Below are 25067 nucleotides of genomic sequence, written 5' to 3' on the forward strand. Positions count from 1 at the left end.
TGGGTCAGGCAATCTTGAAACGAGCCACCGAACGACGCAGTTCTTCGGCCATCTGCGACAGTTCGCGCACCTGCTGGGCGGTGGTGCGCGTACCTTCTCCGGTCTGTTCCGTCACGGCAAAAATGTGCTGGATGTTCGCGGCCACCACGTTGGCCGAATCGGCTTCGCGGGAGGCGGATTGCGAAATCTGCTCAATCAGCTCAGCGAGTCGGCGCGACACGCGGTCGATCTCGGACAGCGCGGTACCCGCGTTGTCGGACAGCTTGGCCCCTTCAACCACACCCTGCGTGGAGCGCTCCATGGCGCCCACGGCATCCTGCGTGTCGGTCTGAATCGCCTTCACCAGCGCCGAGATCTGGCGCGTGGCGTCTGCGGAGCGTTCGGCCAGTCGCTGAACTTCTTCCGCCACCACCGAGAAGCCTCGTCCGGCTTCACCGGCCGATGCGGCCTGGATGGCGGCGTTCAGGGCCAGCACGTTCGTCTGTTCGGTAATGTCCGAGATCAGCTCCGTGATTTCGCCAATCTCCTGCGAGGATTCGCCCAGGCGCTTGATCCGCTTGGAGGTTTCCTGGATCTGGTCGCGGATGGAGTTCATACCGCCGATGGCGTTCTGCACGGCCTGCAGACCCGAGGATGCAGCCTGCAGCGACTGGCGCGCCACCGTGGCGGACTCTTGCGCCTGGGTAGACACACCGTTGATTCGCTCGGCCATGGTCAGCACCGACTGGCCGGTTTCGCGAATTTCGCGCAGCTGCTCGGTCGAGGCGGCCAGCAGCTCGGTCGAGGTGCTTTCCACCTGCGACGTCGTCTGCGCCACGCGGGTAGCCGTGTTCTGCACGTTGCCCACCAGCAGTCGCAGTTCTTCCACCGTGTAGTTCACCGAGTCGGCGATGGCGCCGGTGATGTCCTCGGTCACGGTTGCTTCCTGCGTCAGGTCGCCTTCGGCCACTGTCTGCAGTTCGTTCATCAGCCGAAGAATGGCGGCCTGGTTGGCGTTGTTCACGCGGCCGGCTTCGTCGGAAGCCTGTTCGGCAGCCAGACGTTCGCGTTCGGCGACGGCGGCACGTTCACGGCCTTCGCGCACCTGCACGAAGCCGATGGCGCCAGCGAGTGCCAGGGCGGCCAGCGACAGCACGAACAGCAGCACGATGGTGCCGGCGCCCAGGCCGGTGCGTGCGGAGAGCTTTTCCTGCAGGTCGCCGAGCGACTTACGCAGCGGCTCGCTGTCGGTCAGGATGGAAGCCTGCGCTTCGCGCGCCGCCACCAGACCCTGCAGGTTGCCCAGAATGGCCGAAGCCTGTGTGCGCATCTGCTCGTAGGTCTTCAGGATGGCTTCGAGCTGCTGGCGGGTCTGCGGGTCTTTCGAGCCGGGGAAGCGCTGCTGCGCGTTGCCGTCCAGCAGGCCGCGGGTGGTTTCCTGGAAGGTGTTCAGGTCCTTGCCCAGCAGGAACACGGCGTCGGGGTTCACGCCCTCGACCGTGAAGAACTCGTTGGTCGACTTGCCGATGCGCTGCGTCAGCATCACGAGCTGGCCGGCGGCCGAGATTTCAGGCAGCGTGGCGTTCTGCTGCATCTTCAGCGACGCGACGGTTTCCGTCATTTCGAGCAGCGTGGACGACTGCTGGTTGATGTCGCGCAGAGCGGCACCCACCTGCGTCAGGATCTGGCGCTGGGCCAGCACGGCCTTGGCGCTGGCGTCGGCGCGGGTGACGAGAGGATTGATCTTGTTCATCTCCTCGTCGTACTGGTTGCCCACGCGCTCCAGGCGCAACGAGTCGTCGCCGTTGGTCAGGCCCTGCACGCGGCGCGAGAGGTCGTCGGCGCTGTCCTTCACTTCGACGAACGCCGAGGCGCTGCCGACAAGGGCCTGCGAGATCGACTTGGCAAGACGCTGCGACTGCATCAGCGACTGGCCGGTGGCCGCCACCTGCTGCGCCAGGCGTTCCGCGCGAAGAATGGCGGAGCCGGCAACCAGCAGCAGCAACAGCACCACGACGGCCAGCAGGATGGCCAGGATCCGCTGCTGCCTCGCCGGGTTGGAGCCCGCGCGGCCGCCGGTGGTGTCGGGCGCCGCTTCGGCAACCGTGGCGCCCGGCTCGTTGGCGGCGTCGCCGCCGCCCGGCAGGTCGAGCTCGCCGAAGCTGGTGTCCGTGGTCGCGGCACCCTTCCTGGCGAGGCGCACGGTTTTCTCGTCCGGAACCTGGACGGTATCGACATCGTCAAGCGATATCGTGGAACCGGAGCCATCGACGCGGGCCTTGTCGTTCCCGTTGTTCACGGGCAGTAATTTCTTGAACTTGTCGGCGATCGAGCTCACGGTCGGTCCTTCAGGTGGTTTCCGGTACGGCGTGCGGGAGCACTACGCACCAATACTCAAAAACTGGGGTTGCTGCGAAAGCGCTTGCAGGTTGACTTCCTGCCAGCGCTCCCCCGCTGCATCGGTAAACAGATGCCCATGCCAGGCAGGTGCTTCTGCGCCAGGAGGCTCGGACGCCGTGAAGGCCTCCGCCCCCCGCAACCCCGCCAGTCGATCGACCAGCAATGCGCAGTTGACTTCGAGCAGCTCGTTGAAAGCAACGAGCCGCGACTGGATGCGCGCCGCCTCGGTGGCGGCCAGCGCGACCGGGACGCCGGAGGCGAATGCCGACAGCTGCACGACGCCATAGAGGCCGCCGCGCAGGTTGGCAACGCCGAGGAACCACGGCTCCGTGTAGGGCACGGGCTGTGGCGGCGTCCAGGGAAAGATTTCGCCGGCGTGTCCCAGCGGAAAGAGGTATTTGCCCTCGCCCGCCTCGACCGCCAGCCACGTGGCAGCCACGCCCGTCGTGCGAGCGGCCTGCAGGCGGCTCGCCAGCCGGGACTGGAAGGCTCTCAGAGCATCGCGATTCGCCATGGACTCGGCAGGCTTTCGCTCAGTTCAGCGCGCTGATCTTGGACATCAGGTCGGCTGCGTTGACCGGCTTCACGATGTAGTCGCGTGCGCCCTGGCGCATGCCCCAGACGCGGTCGGTTTCCTGGTTCTTGCTGGTGCACAGGATGATCGGGATCGCCGCGTACTTCGGGTCGCGGGCAATGGCGCGCGTGAGCTGGAAGCCGTTCTGGCCGGGCATCACGACGTCCATGAGGATCAGGTCGGGGTGGTCTTCTTCCAGGCGGCGCATGGCGTCGTCGGCGTTTTCAGCCGTCTTGACGGCAAAGCCGTTCTTCTGGAGGAGGTCGGTCAGGAACACCAGTTCCGTCTTGGAGTCGTCGACGACGAGGATTTTGCGAATAGGCATTACTGCACTTCCTGTTGAACGATGCCAAACTGCTGCACGGCCTGCAGCAGCTGGTCTTTGGTGAAAGGCTTGGTCAGGTAGTCTTGCGATCCGACCATACGGCCGCGGGCCTTGTCGAATACACCGTCTTTCGAAGACAGCATGACGACCGGAACGTTGGAAAAATGGGCGTTGCGCTTGATGATGGCGCAGGTCTGGTAGCCGTCGAGTCGCGGCATCAGGATGTCGCAGAAAATCAGATGCGGCTTGTGGTCGTTAACCTTGGAGAGCGCGTCGAAGCCGTCCTCCGCAAGAAGAACCTCGTGCCCACCCTGCTTCAGAAAAATCTCGGCACTGCGCCGGATGGTATTGCTGTCGTCGATGACAAGCACCTTGTAACCTGATCCATTCGGGCCCATTGCAAACGCTCCTGCTCATGAGACTTGGAAGCCCGCCGCGCCGAACATCGACGCAGACCGCGTAGCTCTATCTATGCCATGCTTTCAGATTTCAACCATTTCGAAGTCTTCCTTGCGCGCACCGCACTCAGGACAGGTCCAGTTCATCGGCACATCGGCCCAGGCCGTGCCTGCCGCGATGCCGTCTTCCGGTACACCAACCGCTTCGTCATAGATCCACCCACAAATCAGGCACATCCAAGTTTTCGTATTCATCGGAGCTTAAAGTCCTTGTTCATTAAATGCAACGAGTGTATCTATGCGTATCTCACTGGCAGACGGTAAACGTCGCGCCTATGCCACCATCCAGGGGATTCCGCCCGGCGTATGACCATCTACTTACTTCCAGCAGACAAAACCCGCAAACCGGGCGATCTTAACGACCCCTCGCAGGATGAAGGCGAGCTGGCCGAGCGCGACCTGAATCCTCCCTGCGTGCTGGTGTTCAACGCCAGCGACCCCAGCGGTGCGGGCGGGCTGGGCGCCGATGCCCTCGCCATGGCGTCGGTGGGCGCACACGTCCTGCCCGTCGTCACAGGCGCCTACGCCAGGGACACGGCCGAGATTTTCGACCACTTTCCCTTCGACGAGGAGGCCATCGCCGAACAGGCGCGCGCCATCCTGGAGGACGTGGAAGTCCAGTTGATCAAGGTGGGCTTTGCCGGCACCCCCGAGGCCCTGAGCACCATCGCCGAGACCGCCGCCGACTATCCCGAGGTGCCCGTGGTGGCCTACATGCCCAACCTTTCGTGGTGGGACGAGAACCTGATCGAGCCCTATCTGGACGCTTTTCGGGAGCTTGTTTTGCCTCAGACAACGGTGTTGGTTGGAAACCACAGTACTCTGTGGCGCTGGCTGCTTCCGGACTGGAACGGCGAGCGTCCGCCCGGTGCGCGCGACATTGCCAAGGCCGCTGGCGAGTTCGGCGTGCCCTACACGCTGGTAACCGGGATGGTGCTGCCCGAGCAGTTCATCGACAACGTGCTGGCCTCGCCGCAGTCGGTGCTCGCCAACGAGAAGTACGAACGGCTCGAAGCCGTCTTCGCCGGCGCCGGCGACACCCTGTCGGCCGCGCTGGCCGCCTTGCTGGCGAGCGGCACCGACCTCGTGGCCGCGACCACCGAGGCGCTGGCCTACATGGACCGCTGCCTCGACGCGGGCTTTCGCCCCGGCATGGGCCATGTGCTGCCCGACCGCCTGTTCTGGGCCGAGCCCGAGGACGACGAAGACGATGAAGACCCGGACGCCGCGCCGGACTTCGCCCTCCCCCCACACGACACCCGACACTGATGACCGACCGCAACGACATTCTTTTCGAGCGCGCCCGCGCCGTGATCCCCGGGGGCGTCAACTCGCCCGTACGCGCCTTCAAGGCCGTGGGCGGCACGCCCCGCTTCATCCAGCGCGCACAGGGCGCCTACTTCTGGGACGCCAACGACAAGCGCTACATCGACTACATCGGCTCCTGGGGTCCGATGATCCTGGGCCATGGCCACCCTGCCGTGGTCGAGGCGGTGCAGAAGGCCGTGCTCGAAGGCTTCTCGTACGGCGCGCCGACCGAGCGCGAGATCGAACTGGCCGAGGCCATCCTCGCGCTGGTGCCGTCGATGGAGATGGTGCGGCTCGTGAACTCCGGCACCGAAGCCGCGATGAGCGCGCTGCGCCTGGCGCGCGGTGCCACCGGCCGCAAGAGCATCGTCAAGTTCGAGGGCTGCTACCACGGCCACGCCGACGCATTGCTGGTGAAGGCCGGCTCCGGCCTCGCCACCTTCGGCAACCCGACCTCGGCCGGCGTGCCGCCCGAGGTGGTGCAGCACACCATCGTGCTCGAGTACAACAACCTGCAGCAGCTCGAAGAAGCCTTCGCCCTGCACGGCAACGACATCGCCTGCCTGATGATCGAAGCCATTGCCGGCAACATGAACTTCGTGCGCGCCACGCCCGAGTTCGCCAAGCGCTGCCGCGAGCTCTGCACGCAGCACGGCGCCCTGCTGATCTTCGATGAAGTGATGACCGGCTTTCGCGTGGGCCTGCACGGCGCACAGGGCGTGCTGGGCATCAAGCCCGACCTCACGGTGCTCGGCAAGGTCATCGGCGGCGGCATGCCGCTCGCGGCCTTCGGCGGGCCGCGCGCGATCATGGAACAGCTTGCGCCGCTGGGCCCGGTCTATCAGGCCGGCACGCTGTCGGGTAATCCGGTGGCCACGGCATGTGGTCTTGCCACGCTGAAGGAAATTGCAAAGCCCGGCTTCTACGAAGCGCTCGGCAAGAAAACGCGCACGCTGGTCGATGGCCTGAAGGCGGCCGCCGCGGCCGAAGGACAGCCCTTCAATGCCGACAGCGAAGGCGGCATGTTCGGCTTCTTCCTGATGAAGGACCTGCCGCAAAACTATGCAACCGTGATGACAACCGACAACGCGAAATTCAATGCGCTGTTTCACGGTTTGCTCGATCGCGGCGTGTATATTGCCCCCGCGCTTTACGAAGCAGGCTTCGTGAGCGCAGCCCACAGCGACGACGACGTCGCCGCCACCATCGAAGCCGCAAGACAAATCTTCAGGACGCCCTAGCCCATGAACCCCCTGCGCACGTTGCCGGTGCTGAGCATTCCTCTTCTTGCTCTTCTTCTACCCGACCTGGCAACTGCGCAGTCCTCCTTCGATCCGAAGAACATCTGGATCAACCCGGGCTTCTATTCGGCGCACTTCGACGGCGGCAAGGGCCTGGAGAACGTCAACCAGGGGCTGGGCTTCGAGTACCCGCTGAACGACACCTACCGCCTCACGGCGGGCACCTTCCGCAACAGCGATCGCCGGCAGTCGAACTACGTGGGCCTGTATGTGTTGCCCGTCGAGTTCTACGGCGTGAAGTTCGGCGCCGTGGTCGGCGGCTTCGACGGCTATCCCAACTACCGCAACGGCAACTGGTTCCCGGCCATCCTTCCGGTGGCTGCCATCGAAGGCAAGAACTGGGGCCTCAACATCGCCTACGTGCCGACGATCAAGAACCGGCTGTACGGCGCGATCACCTTCCAGCTGAAATACCGGTTCGGCAACCACGAGTAAGTCTCGCGGCCGCCGAACCCTGCGTTCCGCCGATCAGTGGCGGAAGTGGCGCACGCCCGAAAGCACCATCACCACGCCGCGCTCGTCGGCGGCATCGATCACTTCCTGGTCGCGCATCGAGCCGCCCGGCTGGATGACGCAGCTCGCGCCCGCATCGACCACCACGTCGAGGCCGTCGCGGAACGGGAAGAAGGCGTCGCTGGCCACGGCGGTGTCCTTCAGCGACAGGCCTGCGTGCTCGGCCTTGATGCTGGCGATGCGCGCCGAGTCGAGGCGGCTCATCTGGCCCGCGCCCACGCCCATGGTCATGCCGTTGGCGCAGAACACGATCGCGTTGCTCTTCACGTACTTCGCGACCTTCCATGCGAAGAGCAGGTCTTGCAGCTGCTGCGGCGTAGGCTGCTTCTTGCTGACCACCTTGAGGTCGCTGGCCGCGAGCTCATGGTTGTCGGCGGTCTGCATCAACAAGCCTGAGCCGATGCGCTTCACGTCCATCGCATTGCGGCCGTTGTCCCAGTCGCTCGCGCCGCCCGGCGGCAGCGATATCTTGAGAATGCGCACGTTCTGCCGGTTCTTGGTCGCCTGGAACAGCTCCAGTGCCTCGGGCGTGTAATCGGGCGCCATCAGCACTTCGACGAACTGCTTGGAGATCTCCTGGGCCGTCGCGCCGTCGACCGGTCGATTGAAGGCGATGATGCCGCCGAAGGCCGAGGTCGGGTCGGTCTTGAAGGCCTTGCCGTAAGCCTCGGCAGCATCCTTGCCGATGGCAACGCCGCAGGGGTTGGCGTGCTTCACGATCACGCAGGCCGGCACGTCGAAGCTCTTCACGCATTCCCATGCAGCATCGGCGTCGGCGATGTTGTTGTAGCTCAGCTCCTTGCCCTGCAGCTGCTTTGCCGACACGAGCGAACCGGGCGCCGGATACAGGTCGCGGTAGAACGCGGCCTGCTGGTGCGGGTTCTCGCCGTAGCGCAGGTCTTGCACCTTCACGAAGCGGCCATTGCTTTGCGCGGGGAACAGCGAGCGCTTGGGCGCGGGCTGGCCGATGCTGGCGTCGAAGTCGATGGCCGAGAGGTAGTCGCTGATGGCACCGTCGTAGTCGGCGATGCGGTTGAACGCGGCCACCGAAAACGCGAACTTGGTCTTGTCGCTGAGCTTGCCGTCGGCCTTGAGCTCGGCGAGCGCCACCGCGTACTGCGATGCGTCGGTGAGCACGCCCACGTCCTTCCAGTTCTTGGCCGCGCTGCGCACCATGGCCGGGCCGCCGATGTCGATGTTCTCGATCGCGTCTTCGAGCGTGCAGCCGGACTTGGCCACGGTGGCTTCGAACGGGTACAGGTTGACCACCAGCAGGTCGATGGTGTCGATGCCGTGTTCCTTGATGGCCGCCACGTGCGCGGGCAGGTCGCGGCGCGCGAGCAGGCCGCCGTGGATCTTCGGGTGCAGCGTCTTCACGCGGCCATCGAGCATCTCCGGAAAACCGGTGTGGTCGGCAACTTCGGTGACGGGCAGGCCGGCATCGGCCAGCAGCTTGGCGGTGCCGCCGGTGGACAGCAGCTTGATGCCCAGCGCATGCAGCGCCTGGGCGAATTCGAGAATGCCGGTCTTGTCGGAAACGGAGATGAGTGCGGTCTGGGCCATTGGATATGCCGTGGAGTTATTTCAAAAGTTTGTGTTCAACGAGCTTCTTGCGAAGCGTGTTGCGATTCAGGCCCAGCCATTGCGCGGCTTTGGATTGATTGCCTTCCGCGCGCGTCATCACGACGTCGAGCAGGGGTTTCTCGACCACGCGCACGAGCATTTCGTACATGCCGTCGGGTTCGGTGCCACGCAGATCGCGAAAGTAGCTGTCCAGACTGGTGCGCACGCAGTCCTCGATATGTTTCTTGCTCATTGCTTCTTCTCTTTTTCTCAATCGACGGCGCAAGCCGCCTCCTCTTCACCTGGCGACGCCTCTTCGTCCGCCAGGTGCTGCACGGGCATGCGGTCCATGCGGTCCGCCAGCCCGTCGAAATAGTCGCCGACCGCGCGCAGCTGCTCGGCACAGTCCTCGATGGTGTTCATGCGTGCGCGAAACGCTTCGCCGTCGGGCAGCGTGCGCACATACCAGCCGATGTGCTTGCGCGCCGTGCGCACACCGCTGTAGTCGCCGTAAAGCGCATAGTGCTCCACGAGATGGTCGAGCAGCAAGCGGCGCACTTCGGCCACCAGCGGCGGCGCGCGGTGCGTGCCCGTTTCCAGGAAGTGCGCGATCTCGCGGAAGATCCACGGGCGGCCCTGCGCGGCGCGACCGATCATCACCGCGTCGGCGCCGGTGGCCGCAAGCACGTCGCGTGCCTTCTCGGGCGAACGGATGTCGCCGTTGGCCACCACCGGCACGCGCACCGCGGCCTTCACGGCGGCGATGGTGTCGTACTCGGCAAAGCCCTTGTAGCCCTGCTCGCGCGTACGGCCGTGCACCGTGAGCATCTGCACGCCGGCCGATTCGAAATCGCGCGCGAGCTTCACCGCATTGCGGTGCTCCTGGCTCCAGCCGGTGCGCATCTTGAGCGTGACCGGCACGCCGAAAGGCTGCGCGGCATCGACCACGGCCTGCACGATTTCAAGCGCCAGCGGCTCGTCGCGCATCAGCGCAGAACCCGCCCACTTGTTGCAGACCTTCTTGGCCGGGCAGCCCATGTTGATGTCGATGATCTGCGCACCGCGCTCGATGTTGTAGACCGTGGCCTCGGCCATCATGGCCGCATCGGTGCCGGCAATCTGCACCGCAATGGGGCCCGGTTCGCCATCATGGTTCGCACGGCGCGATGTCTTGAGCGTGCCCCAGAGTTCCTTGCGCGACGTGACCATCTCGCTGACCGCGTAGCCGGCACCGAGTTCGCGGCACAGCATGCGGAAGGGCCGGTCCGTCACGCCGGCCATGGGCGCGACGAACAGGCGGTTTTCCAGCGTGTGGGTGCCGATCTGCAAGGTCATTGGAAAGAGGAGCGTGCGCGTTCGGCTGCTGAAAAATGAGGCACGATTGTAGCCACGCCGCATTTCAGCGACTGAAACGATTTGCGCCCTGGGTACCCGTACAAACACCGGTGCATTCCGGGGCTTTCTCCTGCGGGGTTGCGAGGCACGCGCTGCCTATACTGCGCCGACCTTATGCAAGCCTGGCTCGACTCCCTCATGGCGCTGCTGGCACTGCCGCAGTACGGTCTCTCGACCTTGTTCGTGGCGGCGTTCGTCTCCGCGACGCTACTGCCGGTGGGCTCCGAGCCCTTTCTCTTCGGGCTGCTCAAGCTCAACCCCGACATGTTCTGGCCGGCCATCGCGGTGGCGACCATAGGCAACACGCTGGGGGGCGCAGTCGACTGGTGGATGGGCTACGGCGCGCACAAGGTGGCCGACAAATACTCGCACTCGAAACATCATGTGCGCGTTCTGGGCTGGCTGGAGCGGCTCGGCCCGAAGGCCTGCCTGCTGAGCTGGCTGCCACTGGTGGGCGACCCGCTGTGCGCGGTCGCAGGTTGGCTCAAGCTGCCGTTCTGGCCATGCGTTGCCTACATGGCCGTGGGCAAGTTCCTGCGCTACATCACCATGACGGTGGCGCTGCTGCAGATCTTCTGATCAGTTCAACAAGGCGTAGGGACCGCCGCGTTCGAGCGCGCGCTTGTACGCGGGACGCGCATGGATGCGTTCCAGGTACGCCATCAGCTTCGGCCGCTTCGCATCGAGCCCGCCGCGCGCCTGCGCGGCTTCGACCACGAAGCTCATCTGGATGTCCGCGCCCGTGAACTCGTCGCCGGCGAACCATTCGCTCTTGCCGAGTTCGGCTTCCATGTAGTTCAGATGGCTTGCGATGTTCGGATTGATGAACGCCGACTTCGCCTTGGCCGAGATGGCCTTGGCGATCGGCTTCGCGAAGAAAGGCATCTTGCTCGTCTCGATGCGATCGAACACCAGCTTGAGCAGCAGCGGCGACATCGCCGTGCCTTCGGCAAAGTGCAGCCAGTAGCGATAGCGCAGCGCCTCCGGCGAACCGGCCGCGGGCGCGAGGCGGCCGTGGCCGTAGCGCTCGACGAGCGTCTCGATGATCGCGCCCGATTCCGCAAGCGTGAGTCCGTCATCCGTCGTTACCACCGGCGACTTGCCCAGCGGATGAATGGCCCGCAGCGAAGCGGGCGCCAGACTGGTTTGCGGATCGCGCTGGTAGTGAACGATCTCGTACGGCAGCTCGAGTTCTTCGAGCAGCCAGAGCACACGCTGCGAGCGCGAGTTGTTGAGGTGGTGGACGGTGAGCATGAAGGCGGGCCTTGGAGGAGAAATAGGGCGCGCGCAGTCTACCCAAGAAACCGGCCTTGGCGACCCAGCCGGATGTGCGGGCCGGCGGCTGCCAGCACTGTGCTCGACGCCTACTTCACCCCGGCCTTGCGCAGTTCGTCAGCCGTGATGCGGACTGATTTCTGGCCACGTTGCACCACGATGGCAGTGTTGGTGCGCACTGCGGCTTCTCGCGCTTCCCGTGCGGCGCGCCGAATCGCGATCAGCGAAGCGGCCAGGTCCTTGTCCTTTGCTTGCATCAGCTGTTCACGGGTCATGGTGCTTCTCCCCATTCGATGAGATCTGGCTCTTCGCCAGCGTTGTCGTACAGCGCCCAGGCATCCACCGCAGCGCGATAACGGTCGTCAAAATTCCGACGCCCCGCCTCGAAACGACGGCGAATCACATCTTCAGGAATGTGATGCCCGCCTTGCCGGACACGTTCCGCCACGCGCGCGACTGCAAATTCTGCCGTCGGAAGCGCCAGAAAGAAAAGGCTCACGTGATAGCCAGACTTCCTCCATGCGCCGATGTGGCGCAGATAGCTCAGTCCCGACAACGTGGTCTCGAAAGCAAAGCTCTCCCGACGACGAACGCACTCGGCAATCTCTTCCAGCATCAATCGCCCGGCCTTGATGGCTTCGGCCTCCGGCGCGAAGGGTGACAGCCCGGCGGCGATCAGATCCGCATTGATGAAACGCGAGATTTGCGCTTCCTGCGGAAGGAAAGCGCGGGCGAAGGTAGTCTTTCCCGCCCCGTTGGGGCCCGCAATGATGACGATCTTGGGAAGGCTCATCAACGGAGCATTTCGCTCGGGAGAGTGGCGTCAGGAGCTGAACAGGAAGTTCATCACGTCGCCATCTTTCACGACGTATTCCTTGCCTTCAGAACGCATCTTCCCCGCGTCCTTGGCGCCCTGCTCGCCCTTGAAGGCGATGTAGTCCTCGAACGCGATGGTCTGGGCGCGGATGTAGCCCTTCTCGAAGTCGCCGTGGATCACGCCGGCCGCCTGCGGGCCGGTGTCGCCGATGTGGATGGTCCAGGCGCGCACTTCCTTCACGCCGGCGGTGAAATACGTTTGCAGGCCCAGCAGCTTGAAGGCCGCGCGGATCAGGCGGTTCAGGCCCGGCTCTTCCTGGCCGATCTCGGCGAGGAACATCTTCTTGTCTTCGTCGTCCATCTCGGCCAGGTCGGCTTCGATCTTGGCGCAGATGGCGACCACGGGCGCGCCCTGCTTGGCAGCGTATTCGCGCAGGCGGTCGAGATACGGGTTGTTCTCGAAGCCGTCTTCCGCCACATTGCCCACGAACATCGCGGGCTTGGCGGTGATTAGCGTGAAGCTCTTGACCAGCGGCAGCTCTTCCTTGGTGAAGTCGAGCGCGCGCACCGGCGTGTTCTCGTTCAGCGCGGCCTGGCAGCGCTCGAGCAGGCCGACCAGCTTTTGCGCGTCCTTGTCGCCGGAACGGGCCACCTTGGTGTGACGGTGCAGCGCCTTCTCGACCGTGGCCAGGTCGGCCAGGCAGAGTTCGGTCTGGATCACTTCGATGTCGGAGATCGGGTCGACCTTGCCGGCCACGTGGATCACGTTCTCGTCGTCGAAGCAGCGCACCACGTTGACGGTGGCGTCGGTCTCGCGGATGTGCGCCAGAAACTTGTTGCCCAGGCCTTCGCCGGTGCTGGCACCGGCCACCAGGCCAGCGATGTCGACGAACTCGACAATGGCGGGCACCACGCGCTCGGGCTTGACGATCTCGCTCAGTTGCGCGAGACGGGGGTCGGGCACTTCCACCACGCCCACGTTGGGCTCGATGGTGCAGAACGGATAGTTTTCCGCCGCGATGCCGGCCTTGGTCAACGCATTGAAAAGGGTGGATTTACCGACGTTGGGCAGGCCGACGATGCCGCATTGCAAACTCATGGGAGGTCCTCTTGGGTAACCCGCGATTTTAGGCGAGCATGGTTGCAGGCCCGTCCGGCAGGTCTTCGAGCTCGCATTTGCTTGCTCAAAACCTCAGGGTTAGCACCGACCGGCAAACGTTTGCGCAAACGTTTCCCTCAGCTAACATCGGAGCCCCCGGCAAAGACCGGCGCACCGTTCTGATCAACCACCTCAGGAGACATTCACCATGAAGTTCACCCGCCGTACCCTGCAAAGCGCCGCCGCACTCACGCTGCTGGGCGCCATGGCCGGAACACCCGCCCTCGCCCAGGACAAGCCCAAGGTCGCGCTGGTCATGAAGTCGCTGGCCAACGAGTTCTTCCGCACCATGGAAGACGGCGCCAAGGCGCACCAGAAGGCCCATGCCGCCGAATACACGCTGGTGGCCAACGGCATCAAGGACGAGACCGACACCTCCGCCCAGATCAAGATGGTCGAGCAGATGGTGGCGCAGAAGATCAACGCGCTGGTCATCGCTCCGGCCGATTCGAAGGCGCTGGTGCCGGTGATCAAGGCGGCCATCGACAAGGGCATCCTGGTGGTCAACATCGACAACCAGCTCGACGGTGCCGCACTGAAGGAAAAGGGCATCCTGGTGCCGTTCGTGGGCCCCGACAACCGCGCCGGCGCCAAGCTGGTGGGCGACGCGCTCGCCAAGGAGCTGAAGGCGGGCGACAAGGTCGGCATCATCGAAGGCGTGTCGACCACCTTCAATGCGCAGCAGCGCACGCTGGGCTATCAAGACGCCATGAAGGCCGCCGGCGTGACGGTGGTGGGCGTGCAGTCCGGCCAGTGGGAAATCGACAAGGGCAACACCGTGGCCGCCGGCATGATGCGCGAGCACCCCGACCTGAAGGCCCTGCTCGCCGGCAACGACAGCATGGCGCTGGGCGCCGTGGCTGCGGTCAAGGCCGCGGGCAAGACCGGCAAGGTGCTGGTGGTGGGCTACGACAACATCGGCGCCATCAAGCCGATGCTGAAGGACGGCCGCGTGCTCGCCACGGCCGACCAGTTCGCCGCCAAGCAGGCCGTGTTCGGCATCGAGACCGCGCTGAAAGCCATCGCCGACAAGAAGAAGCAGTCGGAGATGCCCGCCGAAGTGAAGACCGACGTGGTGCTGGTCACCAAAGACTCGAAGTAAGCACACAGCAAGAGAAAGTACAGACGTTGACAGCATCCGCCGCCATGAATCTCACAACGGCCATGCCCGTGCTCTCGCTGAGCGCCATGGGCAAGGACTATGCGGCGCCGGTGCTGGACGACGTCTCGCTCGTGCTCAACGCCGGCGAAGTGCTGGCCCTCACGGGCGAGAACGGCGCCGGCAAGAGCACCCTTTCGAAGATCGTCTGCGGCCTGGTGCAGCCCACGCGCGGCCAGATGCTGCTCGACGGCAAGCCCTTTGCGCCCGGCTCGCGCCGCGACGCCGAGCGGCTGGGCGTGCGCATGGTCATGCAGGAACTCGGCCTCGTCACCACGCTGTCGGTGGCCGAGAACCTGCTGCTCGACCGGCTGCCCAACAAGACCGGCTGGATCCGCCGCAGCAAGCTGCACGAGCTGGCCGCGCGCCAGCTCGCCAAGATCGGCATGGAGAACATCGACCCGGCCACGCCCGTGGCGCGGCTGGGCATCGGCCAGCAGCAGATGGTGGAGATCGCGCGCAACCTGCAGGACGACACGCGCGTGCTGGTGCTCGACGAGCCCACCGCCATGCTCACGCCGCGCGAAACCTCGCACTTGTTCGAGCAGATCGAGCTGCTGAAGGCGCGCGGCGTGGCCATCGTGTACGTGTCGCACCGCCTCGAGGAACTGCAGCGCATCGCCGACCGCGTCGCGGTGCTGCGCGACGGCCGGCTGGTGGACGTGCGCGCCATGGCCGGCGTGCGCGAATCCGAACTGGTGCAGCGCATGGTCGGCCGTGCGGTGCACGAGCACGAGGGCCGCGACCGCCGCGTGGCCGGCCCCGTGTTGCTGAGTGCGCGCGGCATTGGCCGGGCGCAGGTCGTGCGCGACGTCGACATCGACCTGCGCGCAGGCGAAGTCATGGGCCTGGCCGGGCTGGTCGGCTCGGGCCGGACCGAACTGGTGCGGCTGCTGTTCGGCGCCGACCGCGCCGACCGCGGCGAGATCACCCTTTATGAAAACGGCCAGCCCACGCAGCACGCGCGCAAGGGCTGGCGCTCGCCGATGCAGGCCATCCGCGCGGGTATCGGCCTCGTCACCGAAGACCGCAAGTCGCAGGGCCTGCTGCTGACGCAATCGATCCGCGTCAACGCCACGCTGAGCGATCTTGGCGCTATCTCGCACGCCGGCTGGCTGCAGCGCGCCAAGGAGCGCAGCATTGCGCAGAAGCTGGTGGAACTGCTGCGCATCCGTTCACGCAGCATCGAACAACCGGTTGCCACGCTCAGCGGCGGCAACCAGCAGAAGGTGGTGTTCGCGCGCTGGCTGCACCGCGAATGCAAGGTGCTGCTGCTCGACGAGCCCACGCGCGGCGTGGACGTGGGCGCGCGCGCCGACCTGTACGCCGAACTCGACCGCATGACCGACGCCGGCAAGGCGCTGCTGATGGTGTCGAGCGACCTGCGCGAACTGATGGCCATGTGCGACCGCATCGGCGTGATGAGCGCCGGCCGGCTGGTCGCGGTGTTCGAGCGCGGCGAGTGGACCGAACAATCGCTGCTGGCCGCAGCATTCAGCGACGCGACAGGACGCGCCGCCAGCCCGCCGACGGTATCCCCCGTTTCCGATTCGACCCCGGTCACCGCCGACACACAATGAACGCCGAAGCCTCCACCAAACAAAACCCGCCGGCCTCGCCCTCCGCACTCAAGGGCCAGCTCGGCACCTACCTGGGCCTGACGGTCGTGCTCGTGGGCATGGTCGCGCTCTTCGGTTCGCTGAGCGAATACTTCCTGACGCGCGAGACCTTCGTCTCCATCGCGAATGAAATTCCCGCGCTGGCCGTGATGGCGGTCGGCATGACCTTCGTGCTGATCATCGCGGGCATCGACCTGTCCGTCGGCTCGGTGCTGGCGCTGAGCGCGGCCGTCACGGCGGCGGCCATCCTCGAATGGAAGCTCTCGGTGCCTGTGGCCGCGGTGCTCGGCCTTGTTACCGGGCTCATCTGCGGCACGGTCACGGGCGCGGTGTCGGTCGCATGGCGGCTGCCGAGCTTCATCGTCTCGCTGGGCATGCTCGAAGCGGTGCGCGGCGGCGCCTACCTCGTGACCGATTCGCGCACGCAGTACGTGGGCGACGCCATCTCGGGCCTGGCCGCGCCGTGGATCGGCGGCATCTCGGCCGCCTTCGTGCTGGCGGTGGTACTCGTCGTCATCGGGCAGATGGTGCTCACGCGCACGGTGTTCGGCCGCCACGTGGTGGGCATCGGCACCAATGAAGAAGCCATGCGCCTGGCGGGCATCGACCCGCGCCCCATCCGCATCATCGTGTTCGCCGTGACCGGCCTGCTGGCCGGCCTCGCGGGCCTGATGCAATCGGCGCGCCTCGAAGCGGCCGACCCGAATGCCGGCGTCGGCATCGAGCTGCAGGTGATCGCTGCCGTGGTCATTGGCGGCACCAGCCTCATGGGCGGGCGCGGCTCGGTGATCAACACCTTCTTCGGCGTGCTGATCATCGCGGTGCTCGAGGCGGGCCTTGCGCAGGTTGGCGCGAGCGAGCCGAGCAAACGCATCATCACCGGCGCCGTGATCGTGGTAGCGGTGATCATCGACACCCTCCGCCAGCGCCGTGCCGACCGCCGCCTGGCCTGACGACAGCATCCCGCCCCCACCAGGAACAGGAAAAGCCATGGCTACCATCAAGGACGTCGCACTCAAGGCGGATGTGTCCGTCACCACCGTGTCGCACGTGGTCAACGACACCCGCCACGTGAGCGCCAAGGTGCGCGAACGCGTGGAGCTCGCCATCCGCGAGCTGGGCTACGTGCCCAACGCGATGGCGCGCAGCCTGAAGAGCAACACCACCTCGACGCTGGGCATGCTGATTCCCAACAGCTCGAACCCCTACTTCGCCGAGATCGTGCGCATCGTGGAAGACCGCTGCTTCGGCGCCGGCTACACGCTGGTGCTGTGCAACACCGACGACGAGCCTCACCGCCAGAGCGTCTACCTGCAGGTGCTGGCCGAGCGCCGCATCGACGGGTTGATCGTGGTGTCGACCGGCGCGGGCGACGACGACTCCCTCATGAAGCAGCTGCGCGGCCTGCGCATGCCCACGGTGCTGGTCGACCGAGAAATCGCCGACCCGGCCTGCGACCTGGTGGAAACCGCGCACATGCAGGGCGGCCTGCTCGCGGTGCGGCACCTGCTGTCGCTGGGCCACAAGCGCATTGCCTGCATCGGCGGGCCGGTGGGCGTGATGCCGAGCGAGCAGCGCATCGAGGGCTGGCGCATGGCGCTGGCCGAGACCGGCGCAACACCCGACATCGCGAATGCCGAAGCGCTGCTGTGGCGCGGCGGCTTCACCAGCCAGGGCGGCTACGAAGCAATGCATGCCATTCTTCGCACCGAGCGCAAGCCCTCGGCCGTGTTCGTCTGCAACGACCTGATGGCCATCGGCGCGCTGCGTGCCGCGCATGAAAGCGGCGTGCGGGTGCCCGACGAACTCTCGATCGTCGGCTTCGACGACATCGAACTCTCGGCCTACACAAGCCCCCCGCTCACCACCGTGGCGCAGCCCAAGGAGCGCATCGGCGCGTTGGCGGTCGACATGCTGCTCGAACGCGTCGGCGGCAAGCGGCGCGACGCGCGCAAGGTGGTGCTGCAGCCCGAGCTGCGCGTGCGCGCCTCGACCGCGCGGCACGCGAGCTTCCGCGAGCCCGCCGCACCCGTCGCGACCGAAACGCCTTCAACGGAAACCCGAAAGTCCCGCACCCCGTGAGCCTGAAGCCTTCTTCTTCCACCAGTTCCATCCAGGCGCCGCGCATCGTGGTGCTCGGCAGCCTCAACATGGACCTGGTGCTGCGTGTGCCGCACGCGCCGGCCGCGGGCGAAACCCTGCTGGGCCATTCGATTGCCAACATTCCCGGCGGCAAGGGCGCCAACCAGGCGGTGAGCTGTGCGCGCGAAGGCGGCCAGGTGCAAATGATCGGCTGCGTCGGCAACGACGCGCACGGCCAGTCGCTGCGCCAGGCATTGGAGCGCGACGGCATCGACACCGCCGCGCTGCGCACCGCGGCGGGCGAGCCGACCGGCACGGCGCTGATCCTCGTGGAGGACAGCGGCCAGAACCGCATCGTGATGATTCCCGGCGCCAACGCCCGGGTCGAGATCGACGAGGCTGCGCTGAAGCAGCAGGTGCAGGGCGCGGCCTTCCTCGTGACGCAGTTCGAGACGCCGATGGGCCAGGTCGCGCGCGCCATTGCGGTGGCGCATGGTGCGGGCTGCAAGGTGCTGCTCAACCCGTCGCCGGTGCAGGCGATCGCCGAACCGCTGTGGCCGCAGATCGACACGCTGGTCGTCAACGAGATCGAGGCGCAAACGCTGTGCGGCCAGTCCGCAGACAGTCCACAGGAAGCCGCCCAGGCCGGCCAGGCCCTGCGCGCCAAGGGCATCGAGCGCGTGGTCGTCACGCTCGGCGCGCGTGGCGCCGTGGCAGTCGATGCCGACGGCGCGCGTCACCATCCCGCGCCGAAGGTGCAGGCGGTCGACACCACGGCCGCCGGCGACACCTTCCTGGGTGCGCTCGCAGTCGCGCTGGGCGAAGGCCAGCCCTTCGACGAAGCCGTGCGCCTGGGCATCCGCGCCGCCGCGCTGTGCATCCAGCAGCCCGGCGCCCAACCTTCCATTCCGCAGCGCGACGCCGTGCTGCGCAGCCCCCTGCCTCCCGACTGGATCAAGCTGTGAAACGCTCCCCCCTGCTGCATGCCGAACTGTCCCATGTGATCGCCTCGCTGGGCCATGGCGACATGCTCGTGCTCGGCGACGCCGGCCTGCCGATTCCTGACGGCCCGCGCCGCATCGACCTCGCCGTGGCGCGCGGCGTGCCGCAGCTCACCGACGTGCTGCAGGCCGTGCTGTCGGAAATGCAGGTGGAAAGCATCGTGGTGGCCGACGAGGCGCTGGGCGATGCGAAGAAGCTGCCGGGCTGGTATCCGCAGTCGCTGGGCATCGCGCCGCAGACGGTGTCGCACGAAGAATTCAAGCGCCGCACGGCAAAGGCGCGCGCCGTCGTGCGCACGGGCGAATGCACGCCCTACGCGAACATCATCCTGATCGCCGGAGTGAAGTTCTGAAGCGCCGGCCTGGCGTCGGTCACTCGAACCTGTAGTTCGCGCCCACCGCCTGCCCGACCTTGAGCATGTGCTCCACGCCCTGGATCACGATGCAGTTCATGCCGAAGGTGATGCCGCCATCCACCCGCGCGTCGGCGCGGTAGGTGCGCAGCGTGTCGCCGACCTCGGGGCTGCTGAGGGCCGTGGCCGGATCGATGTCGGGAATCGGGCAGCGCGTGCAGGGCTTGACGGGGCGCAGCTCGGCCTCGCCTTCGCCGGTCGTGATGTGCAGGGCGTCGACACGGTCCTCGTCGTGCGACTCGATACCCGCCAGCACGATGTTGGGGCGGAAGCGCTCGATACCCACTGCACCGTGGCCCTGCGCCGCGAGGCGTTCGTTGAGTTCGGCCAGCGAGCCCTCGCTCGCCACCAGCAGCGCGTAGCCGTCGGCGAACTGGGTCTGCGCTTCGACGCCGTCGGTCCACTTCATGCTCGACAGGCGCTTGTGCTCGGGGTCGAAACGCACGAGGCGCAGAGTCTGCGGCTTGCCGGGTTCGGAGAGAAAGTCGCTGAACCACTGCGCGGCGATGTCGCCCATGTCGTAGGCAGCCACGTCGTCCTTCCACACGCGCACCCGCACCGGCTTCTCGACCCGGTCGAAAGCCAGGTGCAGCGCCAGCATGCCGGGCGCGCGCAGCACCACTTCCATGTGCTTCATCTGCGGCTTGATCAGCGCCATGCGCGGCAGCTGCCGCTGGGAGACGAATTCGCCCTGGGCGTCGACCACCATCCAGGCCCGGTCGAACTCCAGGCCGGTCTCGGTCAGCAGCATTTCGGGAAGCTCGACCCCGGCACAGGACTTGACCGGATAGACGAACAGGCGCGCGATGGTGGCTTCGAGGTCGAAAGCGGGCTGGGACACGGTGGGGGTTCCTTGGAATTCGGCCGCAATTGTCCCGCATCGCGGCAGCCGGAAGACCTTGGCACCCCGGGGGGAAAGGCGCCGGGCGCGGGCTGGCGGGCAACTCCTACAATCGATTCATGGCCCTCCCCCCAGAAGTTTGCATTCGCGGCGCCGGCATCGTCGGCCGTACGCTGGCCCTGCTGCTCGCGCGCGAGCGTGTGCGCGTCGCGCTGGTGGTGCCGCCGGCCACGCAGGGCAAGGAAGACATCCGCGCCTACGCGCTCAACACCGCCTCCCGCACGCTGCTCGAATCGCTGCGCGCCTGGCCCGATGGGGCCCATGCCACGGCCGTGCGCGAGATGCTCGTGCATGGCGACGAAGGCGGCCGGGTGCAGTTCAGCGCCGCGCGCCAGAAGGTCGACGCGCTGGCCTGGATCGTCGACGTGCCCGCGCTCGAACAGCAACTGGCCGACGCAGTGCGCTTCCAGCCCCTGATCGAAGTGGTGACCGAGCCGGTGGCAGCCCCGCTCACCGTGGTGTGCGAAGGCAAGGCCAGCACCACGCGCGAAGCCCTCGGCGTGAGCTACGAGGTCACGCGCTATCCGCAGCATGCGATCGCGGCGCGCCTGGAGGCCGGGCAGTCGCACGACGGCATCGCGCGCCAGTGGTTCAACGACAAGGGCGAAGTGCTCGCGCTGCTGCCGCTCGGCGGCGCGCACGGCAAGACGGTCGCGCTGGTGTGGTCGGTCGACCAGTTGCGCGCGCCCGAACTGCTCGCGCAGGGCAACGACGAATTCAACGCCGCCATCACCGAAGCCAGCCACAACGCGCTCGGCGCGCTCAAGCTCACGAGCGAGCGCGGCGCCTGGCCGCTGGCCCGCGCCATCGCCGACCGCTGGACCGGCGCCATGCCCGGGCAGCCGACTCGCTCCTGGGCACTGGCGGGCGATGCGGCCCACACGGTGCATCCTCTGGCCGGCCAGGGCCTGAATCTGGGCCTGGCCGATGCGGCCGCGCTGGCCGACGTGATCAAGAACCGCGACTACTTGCGCAGCGTGGGCGACGCGCGCCTGCTGCGCCGCTACGAACGCGCCCGCCGCGCCGACGTGCTGCAGATGAGCCTGGCGACCGACGGGCTGCAGCAACTCTTTGCGCACAACCTGGGTCCGCTTCCTGCATTGCGCAACTGGGGCATGCGCGGCTTCGACCGCACGCGCCTCGTCAAGCGCTGGATCACGGCGCAGGCCATGGGCCTGAAGGCCTGACGCCCCGCCCCCTCTTTTAGAACCGAACCAACGGATCTCCCGATGACACTCGTACGCAACCTCTTACTCGCCGCCTGCACGCTGGGCGCGGTCGTGGCCGCCACAGCCGGCGAAGCCGAGATCCGCAAGAACCTGCCCGCACGCATTCCGCAGTTCCCGGCCATCGACGAAGTGTCGAAGTCGCCGATTCCGGGTGTCTACGAAGTGCGCGTGAACGGCTCGCAGATCTTCTACACCGACGAGCAGGGCAACTACCTCATCCAGGGCAACCTGATCGACGTGAAATCGCGCAAGAACCTGACCGAAGAGCGCGTGGAAAAACTCAGCGCGGTCGCCTTCGACCAGTTGCCGCTGAAGGACTCGATCAAGATCGTGCGCGGCAACGGCAAGCGCAAGCTCGCGGTGTTCGAAGACCCGAACTGCGGCTACTGCAAGCGCTTCGAGAAGGACATGAAGACGGTCGACAACGTCACCGTGTACCTGTTCCTGTACCCGGTGCTCGGCCCCGATTCGAACATCAAGTCGCGCGACATCTGGTGCAGCAAGGACAAGGGCAAGGCCTGGGGCGACTGGATGGAGTCGAGCACCCGTCCCACCACCGCGCCTAACGGCTGCGACGTGACCGCGCTGCAGCGCAACGTCGAGTTCGGCCGCAAGTACAACATCACCGGCACGCCCACGCTGATCTTCAGCGACGGCACCCGCACGCCCGGCGCCATTCCCGCAGAGCAGGTCGAGAAGCAACTCGCCGCTTCGTCCAGCTGATGGCGACGAAGACCGTTTCGCGGCGCGCCGCCGCTGTCGCCGCACCCGTGGCGGGCGTGCGCTATCGCGTCGAATGCGCGGACCTGCACGCGCATCTATTCAGTGTCACGCTCACCATCGACGCGCCCGCCGCGCAGCAGCACGTGTCGCTGCCGGTGTGGATTCCCGGTAGCTACCTGGTCCGCGAATTCGCCAAGAACCTGCAGGGCCTGCGCGCCACGCAGGGCCGCCGCAAGCCGGCGCTGATGCAGCTCGACAAATGCAGCTGGCTCGTCGAATGCACGCCCGGCCAGCCGTTGGTGCTGCACTACCAGGTCTGCGCGTACGACAACTCGGTGCGCACCGCCTGGCTCGATGCCGAGCGCGGCTTCTTCAACGGCACCAGCGTTTGCCTGCGCGTAGAAGGCCAGACCGAGGCGCCGCATGCGCTGGAGATCGTCGCACCCAAGCTGGCCGACGACGCCGCGCGCTGGTCGTGCGCCACCGCCCTCGTGCCGCTGAAGGCCGACAAGCATGGCTTCGGCAACTACCACGCATCAGGCTACGACGAGCTGGCCGACAGCCCGGTCGAGCTGGGTGCCTTCTGGAGTGCCGAATTCGAAGCCTGCGGCGTGCCGCACCGCTTCGTGATTGCCGGTGCCGCTGCATCCTTCGATGGCGAGAGGTTGATCGCCGACACAAAGGCGATCTGCGAAGCCGAGATGCGCTTCTGGCACGGCGACAAGGTCGGCAAACGCGGCGGACCGAAGCCGCCGATCGACCGCTACGTGTTCATGCTCAACGCCGTCGACGACGGTTATGGCGGGCTCGAACACCGCCATTCCACCGCGCTGATCTGCAACCGCCGCGACCTTCCGCAGCGCGGCGAAAAGAAGAAGCAGCCCGATGGCTACACCACGCTGATGGGCCTCATCAGCCACGAGTACTTCCATACCTGGAACGTCAAGCGCATGCGGCCGGCCGAGTTCGCGCGCTACGACTACAGCCAGGAGAACTACACGCAGCTGCTGTGGTTCTTCGAGGGCTTCACCAGCTACTACGACGACCTGCTGCTGCGCCGCGCCGGTCGCATCGACGACGCAGCCTACCTGCGCCTGCTGAACAAGACCATCAACCAGGTCATGCAGACGCCGGGCCGACTGGTGCAGCCGGTGGCCGACGCGAGCTTCGACGCCTGGGTCAAGTACTACCGCCAAGACGAGCAGACGCCCAACAGCACGGTGAGCTACTACACCAAGGGCGCGCTGGTGGCGCTTTGCTTCGACCTCACGCTGCGCCATGAAGGCAAGGGCTCGCTCGACGACGTGATGCGCCACCTGTGGACGCACAGCAGTGGCGGGCCGATCAGCGAGGCCGACATTGCAGCGGCGCTCGAGGCCGTGAGCGGCCGCTCGTACGCGGCGGAGTTGGCGCGCTGGGTGCATTCGACCGAGGAGCTTCCGCTCGCGCAACTGCTGCGCGCGCACGGCGTTGCCACGCTGGAGGACCCGTCGCAGCAGGCGCAGGCGTTGGGCCTGCGCGTGGCCGAGGCCAATGGCAGCGTTCAGGTGAAGGTGGTGTTGCGCGGCGGCGCGGCCGAGAAGGCCGGCTTCTCCGCGAACGACGAGTGGATCGGCATCGAGTTGCCTGCTGCCGGCAAGAAGGGCCAGCAGCAGGCTGCGCAGGCATGGCGCATCGCCAAGCTCGATGACCTGGCGCTGTACCTGGGCGATGCGACGAAGTGCACGGCCATCGTGGCGCGCGACCGCAAGCTGATCAGGCTGCCGCTGGTGTTGCCTGTCGGAGTGACCACCTGGCGCCTGTTCTCGCACGACGCCACGAAGGTGGCGGGCTGGTTGGCCGGCTAGGCGTTTTCCGCCGCTGCCGGGTGCCGCACGAAGAGCATCGGCTGCGGTTCACCGACCAGCACGCAGGGCTTGCCGGTGCGCCGGCAGTGGTCTTGCACGCGCCAGTAGGCATCGTGGCTCACGCAGCCGGTCTGGCAGATCACGAGATCGGCCGCGCGCAGGCTGGCTTCGAGCGCGGGATCGTCCGCATCGTCTCCGCCGTCGTGGTGCAGGTAGCGGCCGCCGGCAATCTCGACCAGCTGGCGCGCGAGCGAAGGCGCCTCGTCTTCATGGCCGACACACAGCACGGCCTTCTCGCGCAGGTCGGCGCGCGCCTGCGGCTCGGGCGGCATCATCAGATGGCGCTTGCTGCCCGGCGACAGCAGCGCGCTCAGCCGCTTCGGCAGCGCTCCGCCTGCGGCGGCACGCACCGCGAGCTCTTCGCGCACGATGGCAATGGCCGAGTCGCGCGCCACCAGGGCGCCACGCAAACGCACGATCTGCGCTTCGAGCCTTTCGACGAGCGCGGCCTGCTCGACCAGCAGGCGCGAGCAGCGCTCCTGCACGCGGGCATAGGCCCGCAGCAACACGGCATGTTCTTGCATCGGGAACTCCATGGCGGGCATTCTAGATGAGAATAATTCTCAACTGAAAGCCACATGGCGCTCAGTGGGAAACCGACTTGGAAAACACGTTCACCACCACCACGCCCGCGATGATCAGCGCGAGCCCCGCAATGGCCGGCCCGTCGAGCTTCTGCCCGAACCATAGCCAGCCCACCAGCGAGATCAGCACGATGCCCACGCCGGACCAGATCGCATAGGCGATGCCCGTGGGGATGGTGCGCAGCGTGAGCGAGAGAAAGAAGAACGCAATCACATAGCCCACAACCGAGGCCAGCGTGGGCCACAGTCGGGTGAAGCCCTCGGACCCCTTGAGGAAACTGGTGGCGATCACTTCGGCCACGATGGCGACGAACAGGTAGGCGTAGTTGGAACTCATGGCGGGCACTCTATGGGAACTCGCAATGCCCCGCCACCCGCGCCGG

Annotated in this window: 28 protein-coding genes; 13 read left to right on the plus strand and 15 right to left on the minus strand. The window is 66.3% G+C overall.

Translation table 11 applies throughout. The features are described from left to right. Positions 1 to 4: 4 nt before the first annotated feature. The 5 genes from ACTG4X_RS30625 to ACTG4X_RS30645 form a co-directional block, all read right to left on the minus strand. Entirely contained in the window at positions 5 to 2317 is a 2313-nt protein-coding gene (locus ACTG4X_RS30625) for a methyl-accepting chemotaxis protein (protein ID WP_440532744.1), read from the minus strand. Between the two features lie 42 nt (positions 2318 to 2359). Then, positions 2360 to 2893, minus strand: a complete 534-nt coding sequence (locus ACTG4X_RS30630) for a chemotaxis protein CheW (RefSeq protein WP_093056631.1) — start codon at positions 2891 to 2893, stop codon at positions 2360 to 2362. A 19-nt stretch (positions 2894 to 2912) separates the two neighbouring features. Next, on the minus strand, positions 2913 to 3278 hold the full coding sequence (locus ACTG4X_RS30635) for a response regulator (RefSeq protein ID WP_093056632.1): 366 nt from the start codon (positions 3276 to 3278) through the stop codon (positions 2913 to 2915). Continuing rightward, positions 3278 to 3676, minus strand: coding sequence for a response regulator (locus ACTG4X_RS30640; protein ID WP_021012487.1), 399 nt, complete (start codon positions 3674 to 3676; stop codon positions 3278 to 3280). Before ACTG4X_RS30640 ends, ACTG4X_RS30635 begins: the two co-directional genes overlap by 1 nt. 84 nt (positions 3677 to 3760) lie before the next feature. Beyond that, entirely contained in the window at positions 3761 to 3931 is a 171-nt protein-coding gene (locus tag ACTG4X_RS30645; RefSeq protein ID WP_007838397.1) for a rubredoxin, read from the minus strand. Positions 3932 to 4042: 111 nt separating this feature from the next. On the opposite strand from ACTG4X_RS30645, the gene thiD reads away from it, so the two are divergent. The 3 genes from thiD to ACTG4X_RS30660 are packed head-to-tail and all read left to right on the plus strand — an operon-like array spanning position 4043 to position 6780. Further along, positions 4043 to 5005, plus strand: coding sequence for a bifunctional hydroxymethylpyrimidine kinase/phosphomethylpyrimidine kinase (gene thiD, locus ACTG4X_RS30650; RefSeq protein ID WP_093056633.1), 963 nt, complete (start codon positions 4043 to 4045; stop codon positions 5003 to 5005). Then, on the plus strand, positions 5005 to 6285 hold the full coding sequence (hemL, locus tag ACTG4X_RS30655) for a glutamate-1-semialdehyde 2,1-aminomutase (RefSeq protein WP_440532745.1): 1281 nt from the start codon (positions 5005 to 5007) through the stop codon (positions 6283 to 6285). Before thiD ends, hemL begins: the two co-directional genes overlap by 1 nt. A 3-nt stretch (positions 6286 to 6288) precedes the next feature. After that, positions 6289 to 6780 (plus strand): hypothetical protein, encoded by a 492-nt coding sequence (locus ACTG4X_RS30660; protein ID WP_440532746.1) that lies wholly within the window; start codon positions 6289 to 6291, stop codon positions 6778 to 6780. Positions 6781 to 6813: 33 nt separating this feature from the next. Here ACTG4X_RS30660 and purH read toward each other — a convergent pair whose 3' ends face one another. The 3 genes from purH to dusB are packed head-to-tail and all read right to left on the minus strand — an operon-like array spanning position 6814 to position 9756. Then, complete coding sequence (gene purH / locus ACTG4X_RS30665; protein WP_426390437.1) at positions 6814 to 8421, minus strand: bifunctional phosphoribosylaminoimidazolecarboxamide formyltransferase/IMP cyclohydrolase; 1608 nt, start codon at positions 8419 to 8421, stop codon at positions 6814 to 6816. A 16-nt stretch (positions 8422 to 8437) separates the two neighbouring features. Further along, positions 8438 to 8674, minus strand: a complete 237-nt coding sequence (locus tag ACTG4X_RS30670) for a Fis family transcriptional regulator (RefSeq protein ID WP_007838304.1) — start codon at positions 8672 to 8674, stop codon at positions 8438 to 8440. A 17-nt stretch (positions 8675 to 8691) separates the two neighbouring features. Next, positions 8692 to 9756, minus strand: coding sequence for a tRNA dihydrouridine synthase DusB (gene dusB / locus ACTG4X_RS30675; protein WP_093056637.1), 1065 nt, complete (start codon positions 9754 to 9756; stop codon positions 8692 to 8694). A 174-nt stretch (positions 9757 to 9930) separates the two neighbouring features. Between dusB and ACTG4X_RS30680 the strand changes: the two genes are divergently transcribed. Continuing rightward, positions 9931 to 10395 (plus strand): YqaA family protein, encoded by a 465-nt coding sequence (locus ACTG4X_RS30680; protein WP_093056638.1) that lies wholly within the window; start codon positions 9931 to 9933, stop codon positions 10393 to 10395. Here ACTG4X_RS30680 and ACTG4X_RS30685 read toward each other — a convergent pair whose 3' ends face one another. The 4 genes from ACTG4X_RS30685 to ychF form a co-directional block, all read right to left on the minus strand. Then, entirely contained in the window at positions 10396 to 11070 is a 675-nt protein-coding gene (locus ACTG4X_RS30685) for a glutathione S-transferase (RefSeq protein ID WP_093056639.1), read from the minus strand. Positions 11071 to 11180: 110 nt separating this feature from the next. Continuing rightward, positions 11181 to 11366, minus strand: coding sequence for a hypothetical protein (locus ACTG4X_RS30690; protein WP_093056640.1), 186 nt, complete (start codon positions 11364 to 11366; stop codon positions 11181 to 11183). Continuing rightward, positions 11363 to 11884, minus strand: a complete 522-nt coding sequence (locus ACTG4X_RS30695) for a zeta toxin family protein (RefSeq protein WP_093078473.1) — start codon at positions 11882 to 11884, stop codon at positions 11363 to 11365. The genes ACTG4X_RS30690 and ACTG4X_RS30695 overlap by 4 nt, the downstream gene beginning before the upstream one ends. A 30-nt stretch (positions 11885 to 11914) precedes the next feature. Further along, the gene (gene ychF, locus ACTG4X_RS30700; RefSeq protein WP_093056642.1) at positions 11915 to 13006 is read right to left on the minus strand and encodes a redox-regulated ATPase YchF; all 1092 of its coding nucleotides are present in this window, start codon (positions 13004 to 13006) and stop codon (positions 11915 to 11917) included. 208 nt (positions 13007 to 13214) lie between these two features. Here ychF and ACTG4X_RS30705 point away from each other — a divergent pair, with 208 nt between their 5' ends. Genes ACTG4X_RS30705 through rbsD form a run of 6 tightly spaced genes read left to right on the plus strand, consistent with a single transcriptional unit; the run spans position 13215 to position 19280 of the window. Then, positions 13215 to 14168 carry a sugar ABC transporter substrate-binding protein gene (locus ACTG4X_RS30705; protein WP_093056643.1) on the plus strand — a complete coding sequence of 318 codons (954 nt, stop codon included), beginning with the start codon at positions 13215 to 13217 and terminating at the stop codon, positions 14166 to 14168. Positions 14169 to 14212: 44 nt separating this feature from the next. Beyond that, positions 14213 to 15805 (plus strand): sugar ABC transporter ATP-binding protein, encoded by a 1593-nt coding sequence (locus ACTG4X_RS30710; protein WP_307615866.1) that lies wholly within the window; start codon positions 14213 to 14215, stop codon positions 15803 to 15805. Beyond that, on the plus strand, positions 15802 to 16797 hold the full coding sequence (locus ACTG4X_RS30715) for an ABC transporter permease (protein WP_093177402.1): 996 nt from the start codon (positions 15802 to 15804) through the stop codon (positions 16795 to 16797). Before ACTG4X_RS30710 ends, ACTG4X_RS30715 begins: the two co-directional genes overlap by 4 nt. Positions 16798 to 16834: 37 nt before the next feature. After that, positions 16835 to 17926 (plus strand): LacI family DNA-binding transcriptional regulator, encoded by a 1092-nt coding sequence (locus ACTG4X_RS30720; RefSeq protein WP_093056646.1) that lies wholly within the window; start codon positions 16835 to 16837, stop codon positions 17924 to 17926. Beyond that, entirely contained in the window at positions 17923 to 18891 is a 969-nt protein-coding gene (gene rbsK / locus ACTG4X_RS30725; protein ID WP_440532747.1) for a ribokinase, read from the plus strand. Before ACTG4X_RS30720 ends, rbsK begins: the two co-directional genes overlap by 4 nt. Further along, positions 18888 to 19280: a D-ribose pyranase gene (rbsD, locus tag ACTG4X_RS30730; protein ID WP_307615869.1), complete on the plus strand. Its 393-nt coding sequence runs from the start codon at positions 18888 to 18890 to the stop codon at positions 19278 to 19280. Before rbsK ends, rbsD begins: the two co-directional genes overlap by 4 nt. Before the next feature lie 19 nt (positions 19281 to 19299). On the opposite strand, the gene ACTG4X_RS30735 is transcribed toward rbsD, so the two are convergent. Beyond that, the gene (locus ACTG4X_RS30735; protein ID WP_093056649.1) at positions 19300 to 20181 is read right to left on the minus strand and encodes an MOSC domain-containing protein; all 882 of its coding nucleotides are present in this window, start codon (positions 20179 to 20181) and stop codon (positions 19300 to 19302) included. A 119-nt stretch (positions 20182 to 20300) separates the two neighbouring features. Between ACTG4X_RS30735 and ACTG4X_RS30740 the strand changes: the two genes are divergently transcribed. Genes ACTG4X_RS30740 through ACTG4X_RS30750 form a run of 3 tightly spaced genes read left to right on the plus strand, consistent with a single transcriptional unit; the run spans position 20301 to position 24040 of the window. Continuing rightward, entirely contained in the window at positions 20301 to 21428 is a 1128-nt protein-coding gene (locus tag ACTG4X_RS30740; protein ID WP_440532748.1) for an FAD-dependent monooxygenase, read from the plus strand. A gap of 42 nt (positions 21429 to 21470) precedes the next feature. Then, a complete protein-coding gene (locus tag ACTG4X_RS30745; protein WP_093078462.1) occupies positions 21471 to 22193 on the plus strand; it encodes a DsbC family protein in 723 nt (240 codons plus the stop codon). Beyond that, a complete protein-coding gene (locus ACTG4X_RS30750; protein WP_440532749.1) occupies positions 22193 to 24040 on the plus strand; it encodes a M61 family metallopeptidase in 1848 nt (615 codons plus the stop codon). Before ACTG4X_RS30745 ends, ACTG4X_RS30750 begins: the two co-directional genes overlap by 1 nt. Here ACTG4X_RS30750 and ACTG4X_RS30755 read toward each other — a convergent pair. Both ACTG4X_RS30755 and ACTG4X_RS30760 read right to left on the minus strand, forming a co-directional pair. Further along, positions 24037 to 24624 carry a DUF2325 domain-containing protein gene (locus tag ACTG4X_RS30755; RefSeq protein WP_440532750.1) on the minus strand — a complete coding sequence of 196 codons (588 nt, stop codon included), beginning with the start codon at positions 24622 to 24624 and terminating at the stop codon, positions 24037 to 24039. The genes ACTG4X_RS30750 and ACTG4X_RS30755 overlap by 4 nt on opposite strands. Before the next feature lie 61 nt (positions 24625 to 24685). Continuing rightward, positions 24686 to 25021, minus strand: coding sequence for an SMR family transporter (locus ACTG4X_RS30760; RefSeq protein WP_093056653.1), 336 nt, complete (start codon positions 25019 to 25021; stop codon positions 24686 to 24688). Positions 25022 to 25067: the final 46 nt, after the last annotated feature.

The organism is Variovorax sp. YR566 (genome assembly GCF_051992195.1).
GTDB lineage: Bacteria > Pseudomonadota > Gammaproteobacteria > Burkholderiales > Burkholderiaceae_C > Variovorax.